The 14628-nt window shown below is 60.2% G+C and carries 11 protein-coding genes; 8 read left to right on the forward strand and 3 right to left on the reverse strand.

Translation table 11 applies throughout. The features are described from left to right. Positions 1-29 precede the first annotated feature (29 nt). Positions 30-1514, forward strand: coding sequence for an O-antigen ligase family protein (locus AAF555_03500; protein MEM6910626.1), 1485 nt, complete (start codon positions 30-32; stop codon positions 1512-1514). Positions 1515-1533: 19 nt separating this feature from the next. Continuing rightward, the gene (locus AAF555_03505; protein ID MEM6910627.1) at positions 1534-2871 is read left to right on the forward strand and encodes a glycosyltransferase family 4 protein; all 1338 of its coding nucleotides are present in this window, start codon (positions 1534-1536) and stop codon (positions 2869-2871) included. A 93-nt stretch (positions 2872-2964) separates the two neighbouring features. Here the strand turns inward: AAF555_03505 and AAF555_03510 are convergent, their stop codons facing one another. Then, complete coding sequence (locus AAF555_03510; GenBank protein ID MEM6910628.1) at positions 2965-4071, reverse strand: glycoside hydrolase family 3 N-terminal domain-containing protein; 1107 nt, start codon at positions 4069-4071, stop codon at positions 2965-2967. Positions 4072-4201: 130 nt separating this feature from the next. Here AAF555_03510 and rsfS point away from each other — a divergent pair, with 130 nt between their 5' ends. The 5 genes from rsfS (at position 4202) to AAF555_03535 (ending at position 10712) form a co-directional block, all read left to right on the forward strand. Further along, a complete protein-coding gene (rsfS, locus tag AAF555_03515; protein ID MEM6910629.1) occupies positions 4202-4573 on the forward strand; it encodes a ribosome silencing factor in 372 nt (123 codons plus the stop codon). Between the two features lie 9 nt (positions 4574-4582). After that, positions 4583-5830 (forward strand): CinA family nicotinamide mononucleotide deamidase-related protein, encoded by a 1248-nt coding sequence (locus AAF555_03520; GenBank protein ID MEM6910630.1) that lies wholly within the window; start codon positions 4583-4585, stop codon positions 5828-5830. Between the two features lie 109 nt (positions 5831-5939). Next, complete coding sequence (locus AAF555_03525; protein MEM6910631.1) at positions 5940-7238, forward strand: C39 family peptidase; 1299 nt, start codon at positions 5940-5942, stop codon at positions 7236-7238. Positions 7239-7414: 176 nt separating this feature from the next. After that, complete coding sequence (locus tag AAF555_03530; protein MEM6910632.1) at positions 7415-8821, forward strand: TMEM143 family protein; 1407 nt, start codon at positions 7415-7417, stop codon at positions 8819-8821. A 76-nt stretch (positions 8822-8897) separates the two neighbouring features. Then, positions 8898-10712 carry a SulP family inorganic anion transporter gene (locus tag AAF555_03535; GenBank protein MEM6910633.1) on the forward strand — a complete coding sequence of 605 codons (1815 nt, stop codon included), beginning with the start codon at positions 8898-8900 and terminating at the stop codon, positions 10710-10712. A 33-nt stretch (positions 10713-10745) separates the two neighbouring features. On the opposite strand, the gene AAF555_03540 is transcribed toward AAF555_03535, so the two are convergent. Together AAF555_03540 and serA are read right to left on the reverse strand one after the other, a co-directional pair. Then, positions 10746-11183, reverse strand: a complete 438-nt coding sequence (locus tag AAF555_03540) for a hypothetical protein (protein MEM6910634.1) — start codon at positions 11181-11183, stop codon at positions 10746-10748. Then, positions 11180-12775: a phosphoglycerate dehydrogenase gene (serA, locus tag AAF555_03545; protein MEM6910635.1), complete on the reverse strand. Its 1596-nt coding sequence runs from the start codon at positions 12773-12775 to the stop codon at positions 11180-11182. Before serA ends, AAF555_03540 begins: the two co-directional genes overlap by 4 nt. 129 nt (positions 12776-12904) lie before the next feature. Here serA and ilvD point away from each other — a divergent pair, with 129 nt between their 5' ends. After that, entirely contained in the window at positions 12905-14614 is a 1710-nt protein-coding gene (gene ilvD / locus AAF555_03550) for a dihydroxy-acid dehydratase (GenBank protein MEM6910636.1), read from the forward strand. Positions 14615-14628 lie beyond the last annotated feature (14 nt).

Below are 14628 nucleotides of genomic sequence, written 5' to 3' on the forward strand. Positions count from 1 at the left end.
CGGGCCAGATGCGGCTTGGGTGGAGGGCGATGGAGATCGTCCTGACCGGAATCAAAGCCCTCATCGTGCTGGTGGCCTACTTAGCGGGCCCTCCGGTCCTGGCCTGGGCCATGAGGGACCGGGCTTGGTTGCGCCGGTTTTTTCTTTTTTTGATTCCCTGTGTCCTGGTCCGGCCTCCCGGGAATTTCACTCTTCAGCTGTATTCCATCGAGACCTACCGCGGGCACACCAAGGGCTTTGAGTTCAATTTCCTGGAGCCGCTCGCCCTGGCCTTTTTGCTTTGCTCCTTCCTGGAGAAGAGATCGGACAAGAAGCTCTTCGTGCCAGGGCTCTTTCCCTACCTCGCGCTCATTCTCATGAGCACGCTTTCCGTGATCGCGGCCGAGAACCAGCTCTATACTCTGATGGCGGCGGCCAAGTTTGGGAAGATGATTTTTCTTTTGGTGGGGGTTTGCAATGCCATCCGGGAGACGATCGATGTGAGGTGGCTTTTGCGAGGGTTCGCAGTCGCGTGCGTCTTGCTCTTGGGCTCCTGTCTCTACGGCCGGTTTGTTCTGGGAAGCTTTCAGGTTTCTGGATGGTTCGAGCACCAGAACCCGATGGCGATGTGGAGTTACCAGATCGGCTTGATCCTGTTTGCCGTGACCTTGGCCAGGGATACCAGCTGGCGGGAGGGGACGCTTTTTTTCCTGGGTTTCGGGGCGGCCGGCTTGTGCATTGTGCTCTCGGTTTCGCGGGCCTCCTTGGCGGCTTTTGGGGGCGGGACGGTGGCGCTTTTGCTCGTGAGTCTCATTCGGGGGGTCACGCCGAGACGATTGGTCGTGTTGTGTCTGCTATCGGCGGGCGCAGGCGGGGTCTTGTTCATGGCGATGGACACCTTGGCCCATCGCTTTGATTCCTCAGAGGATTCGTCCCCCGAGAACGATCTCCGCTGGATTTTGAACAAGCAGTCCGAAGCCATGTTGCAGGATTCGCCAGTCTGGGGGCAAGGGTGGAACAACTTTGGCATCAAGAACAGTCGACCAGAAGGGCGGGAGTTCAGTCGCCTCTTGGAGGAGTGGAATGCCAATCGAGGCTTCGCCATTGTGGCCGAGCAGTATTACGCCAATCCCCTGACCGAGAGCCATTATTGGTTGATCCTGGCCGAGAATGGCTACGGCGCTTTTGTGCTACATATTCTTTTCCTTCTTTTGACACTCGGCTGGTGTTTGAAAGGCGTCTGGGCTTTTCGGCGGAGCTTTTTGGGCTATCTCATGATCGGTCTGGGCGTGGCGCTCGCCATCACCTATCTCCATAGCACCTTGGAACGGGTTCTGACGCAGACGAAAAATCTCTCGACTTGGTTTGTCCTTTTGGGAATGCTGGCCCGCTTGGAATTGTGGCGACGGGGAGGCTGGCGGCCAGATACCTGGGACGGCAAGCAGCAGGGCAACCCAGGGGATGAGAGATACGGTGAGCCCGAGAGGCCACTTCCCAAACCGCGAAAACGCAAACGAACCTTGGCTCTTCCCTAAGCTTATGGCACTCTCAGGAATGAGCCGCCCGCGTCCGAAAGTGCTTTTGGTGGCCGAGGCGGCCAATCCGGAGCTGACGAGTGTGGCCTTAATCGGTCATTCCTTCAGCCAAGCCCTTCAGGAAGTGGCCGAGGTGCATTTGGTCACGGAACTGCGTAATGAAGAGTCGCTGCGGAAAGCCGGGGTGCCGTGGGAGTTTTTCACGACCGTTGACAATCGAAAGGCACAAGGCCTGGCTTTCGATTTGGCGAAGCGTCTGAGGGGGGGGAACAACGTGGGCTGGACGACCTATTCGGCTCTTTCCAATTTGGCCTATCCCTTCTTTGAAAAGGGACTCTGGAAGCAATTCGGGCCTCGTCTGAAACAGAACGAGTTTGATGTCGTGCATCGCATCACCCCGCTCAGCCCCACTAGTTCGAGTTGGCTGGCGCCGCGCCTCGCCAAATATGGCATTCCTTATGTCATTGGCCCGCTCAATGGGGGGGTGCCCTGGCCGGAGGGCTTTGGCGACGTGCGTCGAAAGGAAAAGGAGTGGCTGAGTTATGTCCGCCCTCTTTACAAGTTGGCGCCGGGAATCCGCTCGACTCGCCACAAGGCCGATGCCCTGGTCCTAGCCAGCCAGCATACGTATGGCGAGGTGGCTTGCTGTCCGAAACTCGAGTCCAAGGCGGTCTACCTCCCGGAAAACGCCATCGACCCCGAGCGCTTCCCTGGCATGCGCTTTCGACCCTACCCCCAGCCCAAGGACCAGCCGATTCGGGCGGCCTTTGTCGGTCGCTTGGTGCCTTACAAAGGCGCGGACATGCTCATCGAGGCGGCCGCCCCGTTCATCCGTGAAGGCGGACTGGTGCTGGATATCATCGGGGATGGCGAGCAGATGCCCGAGCTGAAAGCCCTGGTGGAGAAGCTGGCCTTGGAAGGGCGGGTGGAACTGCCGGGATGGATCGAGCACAGCCAGCTCCACAGTCGCTTGAGCCTCTCCCAGGTTTTCGCTTTCCCGAGTGTCCGTGAGTTTGGGGGCGGGGTGGTCCTGGAGGCCATGGCGCTGGGATTGGCTCCCATTGTGATGGACTACGGAGGCCCGGCCGAGCTGGTCCCGGAGGAGTGTGGCAGCCGGGTCGAGATGGGTTCACGCGAGGAAATCATCGAACGGTTCCGGGAGGTGCTGGGCGATTGGTTGCAGGACCGCGATGAGATCGCTCGCCGCGGGGCCCGCGCGCAGAGCTTTGTGAAAGCTCGGTTCACCTGGCCAGCCAAGGCGCGGCAAATGCGTGAGGTCTACGATTGGGTTTTGGGCGAGAGGGAGGAGAAGCCGGATTGGGGGCGTCCCTTCAATTTTGTTTCGCCGGGCCATTAGGTCTCTGGCTGCCGGTCCTTCTCCCCCGGGAGAAGCGTGATGCGGTAGTCGGCGGAGGAGGGTGCGAGTCAGGATCCTCCCTGGCAGCGGTTTTCAGTAAAGCTCGACCGGAGAGCGCTTGCCATCCTCGGGGCTGCGCTGGCGGGCTTGTTCTTCGCCGAGGGTGTCGACGCGAAGGTCCCAGATTTGTTGGTTCAAGATTTCGTGTTGTTCCACGCTGAAGTCCTGCGGTTTGGGTAGCCTTTTTTTGAAGCGTCGGATGGAGGCGAGTCGATCGTCGAGCGTCATTTCCGGGACGTCTCGGAGCGCTTCCTTGGCACGCTCCACCATTTCCACTCGGTGACAGATCATCATGAGGTCGTTCCCAGCGGTGCAGGCCAAGCGGATGCAGTCCTCGAAACTGTAGCCTTGGAGAATGGCTCCCATATCGAGGTCGTCCGTCAAAATCAGCCCGCGGTAGCCCCACTGACCTCGCAGGAATTGGGTCAAGACCCGGGGGGAGAGCGAGGCGGGTAGCCCGGGGGTGGCGGCATCAAAAGCGGGGTAGTGGGCGTGGCAACTCATGATGCTGTCGAGTTCGTCCAAGAGGGTCCGGTAGGGGGTGAGTTCTTCGGCCTCCATTTCTTCCAAAGTGCGCGATATGACGGGGAGCTCGTGGTGGGGATCGACTTCGGCCCCGCCGTATCCGGGGAAGTGCTTGCCGCAAGAGCGGATGCCTTGGCGGCGCAGTTGTCCATTGAAGACGCCCGCGTTGGCGAGGACTTCCTGGGCGTGCCGACCGTAGGTGCGGCCACGCAGGGAGTTGTCGGCTGCTTCATCTGCGCTGAAGTCGAGGACTGGGCAGAGGTCGAGATTGAATCCGTAGAGGCGGAGGAGCTGCCCGGTGAGCGCGCCGTGGCGATAGATGAGCCGCGAGTCTTTTTTTTCCCGGAGTTGGACGGCATTGGGAGGCTCGTGTCCGATTTCGCGCAAGCGGGAGACCCGCCCTCCCTCCTGGTCGATGGTGATGATGGGCTCGATCTCAGAGAGATCCCGCAAGTCGTCGATGAGCTGACGGAGCTGGGTGGGAGATTGGATGTTGCGGCTGAACAGGATGAATCCGCCGGGCTGAAGGGCGGCCAGGCGCTTGGCCGTGGCGGGGTCGAGTTCCGTTCCGGGAATGCCCATGAGCAGGAGCTGGCCGAGTTGGCGGTCTTCCATGGAAAAGCGTTCGGGGTGGGAACCGGGAGTGGCAAGGCCGGAGTTGCAAGAGCTTGCTCGAAGAGATTGCCAAGGGCCCAGTTTAGACTATGTTCGCGGCCCTCCAAAGAGCGGAGAGGCAAGATCGCCCATGACGAAGACCCAACTGGAAGGCCAGGAGCTCGCGCTGGAGTGCGCGCGACAGGCGGCCGAAATGCAGGCCGAGGAGATCCGAATTCTCGATGTGACGGGTCTTTCCACGGTGGCAGATTTCTTCGTGATCTGTTCCGGCAGTTCGTCTCCCCATCTGCGGGCCATTCGCCGCGAGGTCGCGGACCGGGTCAAGGAGGAGCATGGCTTGGCGGCTCTCCACAAAGAGGGCTCGCCGGAGAGCCAATGGATGGTCATCGATTACGTCGATGTCATGGTGCACATCTTTCGCGAAGAGGCGCGCGAGTATTATGCCTTGGAAGATCTCTGGTCGGACGCTCGCCCCGTTCCTTTCGAAGCTCCTCAGCCGTAGGGTCTGGCGATGAGAGCGGACCGGGTGGAAGTGATCAATACGGGGAGAGAACTCCTCCTGGGCACCACCATCAATACCAACCTAGCGCTCATTGCCCGTCATCTCTTTCCGCACGGCCTTCGCATCGAGCGGAATGTCTCGGTGCCGGATGACCGCACCATCTGGACCTCCCTGGAAGAGGCGCTGGGCCGAGCCGACTTGGTCATCCTCTCGGGCGGACTCGGACCGACCCTGGATGACCTGACGCGCGACGCCGTGGCCGAGGTGCTCGGGGTCGAACTTCGGGACGACGAAGCGGTCTGGGAGCAGATTGGAGCCTATTTCCAAAAGCGCGGATTGACCCTGCGAGAAAGCGCCCGCCGACAGGCTGCCATCCCGGCGGGAGCCGAGGTTTTGCGAAACGGGCGGGGCACGGCTCCGGGGTTTTGGATTGCAGGGGATTTGCTCACGAAGCACCGGGCCAGAGGGCTTCTCGTCCTCCCAGGCCCACCCCGTGAGTTGGAGCCAATGCTCTTGGAGGCTAGTGGGCGGTTTTCCGCAGTGGGCTTGGGGGAGCAGCGTTACCAGACCAAGAGTCTTTTTTTTGGGCGAACCGGGGAGTCCGAGGTGATGGCCCAGCTGGAGCCCAAGTTGGCCGACCTGGATTTGCAGGAGATCGCCTACTGCGCGCATGCCGGTTGCACCGAGCTCCGGGTGCGAGGTCCCCTCGGGTCGATTGAGCAAACGATCGCCCACGCCCAAAAAGTGTTTCCGAAAAGCTTGGTTTCGACGGAGCAAGAACGTCCGCATGAAAATGTTTTGAGGCGGCTACGCGAGCGAGGCGAGACCGTGGCCTTTGCCGAGTCCTGCACCGGTGGAGCCATTGCCTCCACGCTGACAGACCTCCCGGGGTCTTCGGAAGTCTTCGGGATGAGTTGGGTGACGTATTCCAATGAGGCCAAGGCTCGCTTGCTGGGCGTGGACGAGGAAGTTCTCGCCACCAAGGGAGCCGTCAGTGAAGAGGTGGCGCGGGCCATGTGCGAGGGTGCCTTGCACGCTTCGGGAGCGGATCATACGGTGGCCGTGACCGGAATCGCCGGACCGGGCGGGGGTACGGCCGAGAAGCCCGTGGGCACGGTTTGGATCGGTCTGGCTTCTTCTGAGGGGGTGACCGAGGCCCATCGCTTTGTTTTTGCAACCGATCGGCTGACTTTCAAGAAACTGGTCACGACCTACGCCTTCGATCTGCTGCGTGGTCGCTTGGCTTCTGCTTCCTGAGGAGAAGGGGCTACGAGGAGTTTTTACAGAAATTATAATAATTATATTGCCTCTTTTGGAGGCGATGCCTATAATTTCCATAGCTCCTCTCACTCTCCAGCTGCCACCGATGAAAGTCTCTGCCTTGTTCTCCTATGTCGCCTTCGGGATCCTTTCCCATTCTTCCCTGCAGGCCGATCCCTCCAAGTTGTTGTCTGACTTGGTGGACTCCCCAGCTCCTTGGGAGCTTTCACCGGCCGAGGCCCAGGCACACTTCCAAGAGATGGGCTTTCGCTGGACTTCAGCGGACGGCAGCCAAGCGATTTTGCGCTCGGAGGAGCTTTCGCTTTGGGATGAGAAGATTAGCGGAGTGGTTTTCACCTTCGAGGAGCAGAAATTGACGCAGATCGACGTCGCCATCTATGACCGCGAGGCCGATGGGGACCTCGATCACGCAGAGTTTGCTTCTCGCTTGGAAGGATTTCGCAAGCGAATTGGCGGCCCCAGCCCGGCCAGCCTGCGCCAGCGCCAAGAGCGCCCAGAGCCTGCCGGAGAGGCCATGCAGTGGTCGGGTGCGGGCAACCGCTACCAGCTAGATCACCGGGATCGCCGTTCAGAAAAGGAGCGTTCTTACATCCGCTTGAAGGTTGAACAGCCGAAGGCCGTTCCCACGCCCCTTCCTTCCAGCTCGTCCCGGCAGGTCGGCTTCGGCTACATCTCTCTCAGCGGGATTCCCATGGTGCGCCAAGCCACCACCAGCTACTGCGTGGCCGCCGCCATGGAGATGGTCTTTCGCTACCACGGGGTCAAAACCAATCAGTTTGAGATGGCCAAGCTGCTCGGCACCCGGGCCAATGGGGGAACGGATCTTTACACCATGATTGATCGGCTGAAGCAGATCGATGGGCCCATGGGAATGCGGTATAGCGAGGTGGTGGGTCTGAGTATGCCGAGAATGCAGCGCCTGGTGAATCACTACAATGCCCAAGCCCGCCGACTCGGTGTGAAGCAGGTCAGTCTGAAGGCGGCGGGTTATCGCCTCAAAACTCTTTATGAAATGATGGATGCGCGGGCCCTCAAGGCAGCCGGTGGAACCGACCCTTCTTCCCGCACCATGCTCCAGAGGGTTCGGAACCAAATCGATCAAGGCAATCCTCTCCTGTGGTCCATCCACCTGGGTGTGATCGATGAGCAGAGCCGCGGAAGTCGCGCGGGCCAGGGGGCCCCCATGCGGGTCATCAACAATCGCGACCTTCGCGACGGCAGCCCGGTCATCGGTCACATGCGCCTCATCACCGGCTACAATCTTTCGACCAACGAAATCGTTTTCAGCGATCCGTGGGGATCCAGTCATGCATCCAAATCGATGCCGCTGGACGCCGCCTACGCCATCACGCAGGGCATCTACTGCATGAGTCCGGCCAGCTGAAGTCAATTCTCTCACGAAAGTGAGGGAGTCGCAGAGCAAGCGAAGCAAAAGCAATGGAGTCGGGGGTCGGTCGCCGTGAGGCGGCCGGCCCCTTTTCCCCGTTTCTCAAAGCAGAAGGGAGAAAACTTTCCCCTCGCGGGCTTGCCACCGCAGCGCGGAATGCCTACAGAGGAGGGGTGAAAGAGGAACCGGAAGCCGCCACCGCCGATCGTTTCCATGAGCGGGATCGATTCATCCCCTTTTCGCGCAAAGATCTCATCCGTCGGTGCTTGGAGGAAGGTCGCTTGAACGAAGAGGAACAGGCCAAGTTCCGAGAGTTCTGCGAGATCCTCACAGCCTATTACCATTTTCAATTTCACGAGCAGTCCGAGTCCTTGAAGGAAGCCTTCGCGCCCTTCAATCCCGATGCGGACGTGGCCCTTGCGGAAACGACCCAAGCGGAGCGCGATGAGAAGGAAAAAGAGGTCCTCGAGATTTTTCAAGACCTAGCGGACCGGGCCAATTACTACCCGATTTCCGAGGAGAAAGTCAGGGAGGCCTTCGAGAAGGAAACCATGATCAAGCTCCGGACCGATGTGGATTTTGAGGAGTTCGACCGCTTCGCCTGTTACTACCGGGGGGACATCGATGAGGAGACGACCGTGAAAAAGTGGGGCTTCCTCAAAAAGACGATCAAGGTGGACGTCCTCCAGCGGGTCCTGATTCTCATCAAATTCCAGGACGAGGAATTCTTCCGGGAGCGGTTCCTGAAGAAGAAGCCGAAGGGCAAGTTCAATCCGGAGTCCCTCGAGTTCCAACCCGGGAAATACTATCTTTATCTCTACAAGAACATCCCCAAGTTCGATCTCGAGCTGGTCTTCCCCAATGTGAAGCTGAGCATGACGTGGAAGGACCGCCTGCTTTTCTTCGTGCCGGCGATTGGGGCCGCCATCCCGGTGCTCATCAAGGCCCTGCCGCAGATTCTCCTGCTGGTCTTCGTGATCTGCGTGCTGGTGATGGAGGAATCAAAGGTCCGCGAGATGCTCGATATCGGGGAGCAAGATGTGACCGACAACCTGAAGGTGCTGACCGCGGTCATGGCGGTCGGGGTGGCGCTGGGCGGCTTGGCCTTCAAGCAATGGAGCAATTTCAAGAACAAGAAGATCCAGTTCCAAAAGCTCGTGACCGAGACGCTCTTCTTCCGCAATCTGGCGAGTGGCTTGAGTGCCTTCAATCGGCTCGTGGACAGCGTGGAAGAGGAGGTCTGCAAAGAAATCATCCTGGTCTATTATCACTTGCTGGTGAGCAAGGATCGTCATTTCACGGTCGACGAGTTGGATGCAGAGATTGAGCAGTGGATGGAAAAGAAGTTTGGTCGAGTGGTCGATTTCGACGTCGAGGCCGTGGTCGGCAATTTGAAGGAAATCAAAGGGCCCGTGCCGGAGGCGGCCGAGGAAGTTGTCCCCGAGGTGGCCATGCGGGAGTGTTCGCTCCTGGAGCTAGACGGCGAGGGGCGCTGCCATCTTCTGGATCTTTCTCGATCGACCTACCTGCTGGATCATCTCTGGGACCGTTTCTTCGATCACGCCAACGCCAGCCAGTGAAAGGAGGCTCGGCATTGCGGGGGAGCCAAAGATTGCGTAAGGAAAGGGTGCCGGAGGGACCCGGAGTGTAGCGATCATGGGTGCAAGCCAATTTCAGCGTCGGCTGCGCAGGATCTTGCGCGGCAGCGGGCTGCGCTTGCTCCCCCTTCGCCAGCACCTCCGATCGTATCGCGCGGGTCTCCTCTCGAGGGACGCGGTCGCGGGGATCAGCACCGCTCTTCTCGGCGTGCCCCAGAGTCTGGCCTACGCCGTGATCGCGGGGCTGCCGCTCCACTATGGTCTGATGTGCGCGGCGGTGGCTGGCCTGGTCGCCCCCTTCTTCACCGGGAGTCGCTTCACCATCCTGGGGCCGACCAATGCGACAGCCCTCATGGTCTTCAGCTATTTCGCGACCCATCCCTTCTTGGCGCAGCGACAAGAGGAGCTGGTGCCCATCATCTGCCTCTTGGCCGGTCTTTTCCTGATCGTGGGAGCGCTCTTTCGGGTGGCCGAGATGGTGCAATACATCAGCCGGAGTGTGGTGGTGGGCTACATCACGGGTGCCGCCATCCTCATCATGGGGAACCAGCTTCGCCATGTGCTGGGCGTGGACCAGGCCATGGAGACGAGCGGTGGCAGTTTTTTCGGAATGCTCTTCGCCACCCTGGCTGCCGTGCCGGCCACCAATTGGATGGCGCTGGGCCTGGCCGCCTTGACTTTGGTCCTCTACTTTGGGGGGCGGAAGTGGCGTCCCGGGTGGCCGATTTTTGCGCTCAGCTTGGTGGTGGTGTCGGCGGTCTATGCGCTTTTTCAAGCGCTGGGGTGGGGGCCCTCGGTCGAGACCTTCGTCGCGTTCACGGCGGATGACCTGGAGCCCGAGCATGTGAATCTGTTCTCGGCGCAGGGTCTGGAGGATTTGTCCGTCCTGATGGGGGTCTCCTTGGCGGTCGCGTTTTTGGCCTCGCTCGAGAACTCGGTTATGTCCAAGAGTCTGGCCAGTCGGACGGGCGATACCGTGCGGATCAATCAGGACATGTTTTGCGTGGGCGTGACCAATGTCATCGGCTCTTGGTTCGCTGGAATGCCCGCCTCGGGCTCGCTCACCCGCTCGGCGCTCAACTACCATTCCGGGGCGGTCTCTCCGCTGGCTGGATTCCTAGCCGGGGGGCTTTGTCTGGTGGGGGCGCTTTTGGTGGGGCCGCTGGTTCCCTTCATTCCCAAGCCGGTTTTGGCCGCTCTCGTGATGGGAATCGCGGTCTCGCTTTTCAATCGGAGCCAACTCCGCATTTGTCTGAGGGCGACCCGCTCGGATGCCGTGGTCCTGGTGACGACGGTCTTGGCCACCCTCCTGGTGCCGCTCCACGTGGCCATTTTTCTGGGCGTGGCGGTGGCGGTGGCCTTTTACCTCCACAAATCCAGTCGCCCGGAGTTGGTGGAATATGAATTCAATGAGGCGGGGGAGCTAGCCGAGCGGAATCTTTCAAACGACCGAGCGATCCCCGAGATCTCCATCGTTCACGTAGAAGGCGAGCTTTATTTCGGGGCGGCGGAACTCTTTCGCGATCAGATCCGACGCTTGGCCCGCGATCCCAATCTCAAGGTGATCGTCCTGCGCATGCGCAACGCGCGCCATCTGGATGCCACCAGTGTCATGGCCTTGATGGAGTTGGACGCTTTTATGAAGGAGGAAGAGCGCCATCTTCTGCTCAGCGGAGTCACCAACTCGGTCTTGTGGGTCTTGAAAAACTCCCGACTTCTGGAGGTGATTGGCAAGGAGAATGTCTTCCCCAACCATCCCAACAACCCCAACGTGGCCACCCGGAACGCCCTCATCCGGGCCCAACAAATCTTGGGAACGGAGGAGGCGGAGATCCGGATTTTCTTCGATCCGAATGCCAAGCCGCCCGACTAAGAGATCAGCGGGCCAAGTGGAATTCAGGCCCTGCTACTCAGGCAAAAGAATACCGGCGGTGGCGGCCAGCTCCGCAAAGAGCCTCTCGGTTTCTTCCGAGGGTTCGAGATACCAATAAAGCAGCGAGTGGAAGTTTTCATTTCGCTCGATGCCGTAGAGATTGGTTTCCCCTTCCTTGGCCATAAGCCCCTCTCTCTCGACCTTTCGAAAGAGTTCTCCCAAACGCTGGGTGAAGTGAGCGAACTGTTCTTGGTCGAGCGCGATTTTTTGGCCGACCCAATCGCCGTGGTTCTCCCGGTCAAAGGACAACCAACCTTCCCGCATAAGCGAGAAGCTGTAGCTGGCGCCTTCGGGGTCTTCTCGGAAGAGCGTGAAATGCCAGGCCGCGGGTTGCTCCAGCTGGAGCTCGATGCGTTCGGCCTGCAAGGTCGAGGCCAGGCCAAAGAAAGACCCTAGGAGGAGGGCCTTCATAGGTCAACGGCGGTGGCTCCCTTGATCCCGGAGACGTCCTCCAATTCCTTGAGGACGCTTTCCTCAGGGCGGCTGTCCAGGCTGAGAACGGTGAGGGCCTGGCCTCCGGCAGTTTCGCGACTGAGGAACATGTGCGCGATATTGATCTGATGATCGCCCAGGATCCGGCCGATGGTGGCGATCATGCCTGGCGTGTCGGTATTGCGGAGCATGAGGAGGTGGCCCTCGGCCTTGACCTCCACGGGAATCCCATCCAGGCGCACAATCCGGGGCACCCCGGCGAAGAGCGTCCCGACCACTTCGCGCGTGAGTGATTCCCCTTTGACCCGCAGGCTGATGACTTCGGTGTATTCGGAGGAGTTGGTGGCGGTGGATTCTGCGACTTCCAAGCCCAGGTTTTTGGCGAGGCCGGGCACGTTGATGTAGTTCACGCCTGTCTTGCCAAAGGTCTTTTGGAGGAAGCCCGAGAGAGCCGCGCGGGAGATGAGCGAGGTCTCGAGTTCGCTGACTTTGCCGGCGTAGGTAATGGTCAATTTCTCCGCGTGGCTGGGGGCGGTTTGCGAGAGCAGGCGGCCCAGGGATTCGGCGAGTTTGAGGTAGGGGCCGATTTCGCCGAGCGTCTTCTCGTCGATGCTCGGCATATTGACCGAGTTCACCACGGTGCCGTCCTTGAGGTAGGAGGCGATGGTCTGGGCGATTTCGATCCCGACGTTTTCCTGAGCTTCATCGGTCGAGGCCCCGAGGTGAGGGGTGAAAACGACGTTCGGGAACTGAAGAAGTTCGTAGTCCGCGGCCGGGGGCTCCACCTCGAAGACGTCCAAGGCCACGCCTCCGATCCGCTCCTCTCGCAGGGCTTCCAGAAGCGCCTGTTCATCGATCAAGCCGCCCCGGGCGCAGTTCACGATGCGACAATCCGGCTTGAGCAGCTTGATTCGCTCGGCGTTGAGCATGTGCTGGGTCTCAGCCGTCATGGGCATGTGCATGGTGATGAAATCGGCTTCCCGGATGGCTTCTTCCACGGTGTTGGACAATTCGACGCGCAGAAGACGCGCCCGGTTGGCGGAGAGGTAGGGATCGTAGGCCACCACGCGCATACCGAAGGCCATGGCTCGGCGGGCAAACTCGGTCCCGATCCGGCCCATCCCGAGGATGGCCAGGGTTTTGTCATAAAGCTCGACCCCTTGGAACTTCTTTCGCTCCCAACGGCCCTCCACGATGGAGGCGTGGGCTTGGGGGATGCGGCGAGCCAGCGACATCATGAGGGTGAAGGCGTGCTCGGCGGTGGAGATGGTGTTGCCCGAAGGCGTGTTCATGACGACGACGCCCCGGTCAGAGGCGGCCGCGATGTCGATGTTGTCGACTCCGACCCCCGCTCGGCCCACGGCCTGGAGTCGCTTGGCCTTCTCCAGGACCTCGGCCGTGATCTTGGTCTGACTCCGGACGATGATGCCGTCATACTGGGCGGCGTCCGCTAGGAGATCCTCGGGAGAGATCCCGATGCGGACGTCCACTTCGAGGTCGGGATCCGCCAAGAGATTGTCGATGCCTACGGGCGAAATGGGATCGGCTACGAGAACCGTTTTTTTGTCCATGATGGGTCGGTGCTGAGGGGAAGAAGCGGGTGGAAAAGAACGGGAAATTGGGAGACTGTCAAAGTCCTTTCCCGCCACATTCTCCCGGGTTGACGAGCGTATCTCGAACAGCCAGAATTGCGGCCCGCTATGTCTCAGGATCTCGAATCTCGCCCTTCCCTCGATCGGTTTTACTCGTCCAAGTTGGTCGATCCTGTCGAGCGGGCTGCCAGCCGCGCCATGCTCCATGCCGTCGGCTTCCAGCGGGAGGACTTCAAGAAAAACAAGGTGGGGGTGGCGTCCACCTGGGCCGAGGTCACGCCCTGCAATGTCCACCTCAACAAGTTGGCCGCCGAATCGGCCAAGGGCGTGAACGCGGCCGGGGGCAAGGCGGTGCAATTCAATACCATCACCATCTCAGACGGCATCTCCATGGGGACTGATGGCATGCGCTACTCGCTGGTCTCAAGGGAGGTCATTGCCGACTCCATCGAGACGGTCATCGGCTGTGAACTCATGGATGGGTTTGTGGCCATTGGCGGTTGCGACAAAAATATGCCGGGCTGTGCCATGGCCATGGCGCGGCTGGATCGGCCCAGCGTCTTTGTCTACGGGGGCACCATTCTCACGGGGAAGCATCGGGGGAAGGACGTGGACATCGTCTCGACCTTCGAAGCCGTCGGCCAGCACGCCAATGGCTTGATCGATGACGCGGAGCTGCAAGCGATTGAGGAGTGTTCCATCCCCGGCGCGGGGTCTTGTGGCGGCATGTACACCGCCAACACCATGGCTTGCGCCATCGAGGCGCTCGGCCTGAGCCTACCCAACAGCTCGGCCCAGAATGCAGTCTCCCACGACAAGTTGCGCGATTGTTTCGACGCGGGTGCGGCCGTGCTCAATCTCATCCGACTCGGCATACGCCCGAGCGATATTCTCTCCAAGGAGTCCTTTGAGAATGCCATCACCATGGTCACGGCCACCGGCGGCTCCACCAATGCCGTGCTTCATCTTTTGGCCATTGCCCATACCGCGGGGATCGAGCTTTCCCTGGACGATTTCACCCGCATCGGGGCCAAGACTCCTGTTCTGGGCGACCTCAAGCCGAGCGGGAAGTATTTCATGAGCGACTTGGTCGCCATCGGCGGAACCATCCCCCTTTTCAAAATGCTCTTGGCCGAAGGCATGTTGCACGGCGACTGCCTCACGGTCACGGGTCGGACGCTGCGCGAGAATCTGGAGAAGAGCCCACTGGAGTATCCTGCTGACCAGACCATCATCCGCGGTTTTGACCAACCCATCAAGAAGGACGGCCACCTCGTGATCCTTTATGGCAACCTCGCTCCCGAGGGGTCGGTCGCCAAAATCAGCGGCAAAGAGGGCTTGTCCTTCACGGGCCAGGCCAAGGTCTTCGAAAGCGAGGAAGGGGCGCTCGACGCCATCCTGAACGATCAAATCGTGAAGGGGGATGTCATCGTCATCCGGACGGAAGGGCCCAAGGGCGGGCCGGGCATGCGAGAAATGCTCAGCCCCACTTCGGCGGTCATGGGCAAGGGCCTGGGCAAGGAAGTGGCGCTTATCACGGATGGGCGATTTTCAGGGGGGAGCCACGGCTTCGTAGTGGGCCACATTACGCCTGAGGCTTGGACGGGCGGGCCGATCGGGCTTTTGCAGGATGGGGATGAAATCACGATCGATGCCGAAAAGCGGGAGCTGAGCGTGAAATTGAGCGAGGCGGAACTGGCCGACCGCAAAGCCAACTGGGTGCAACCGCCGCCGCCCGTGGAACGAGGGGTCTTGGCCAAGTTCGCCAAACTGGCAGCGAGCGCCTCGAACGGAGCCGTTACGGACAAGTTTCTCTAGCTGGCTGCCTGACC

Source organism: Verrucomicrobiota bacterium, from assembly GCA_039027815.1.
Classification (GTDB): domain Bacteria; phylum Verrucomicrobiota; class Verrucomicrobiia; order Verrucomicrobiales; family JBCCJK01; genus JBCCJK01.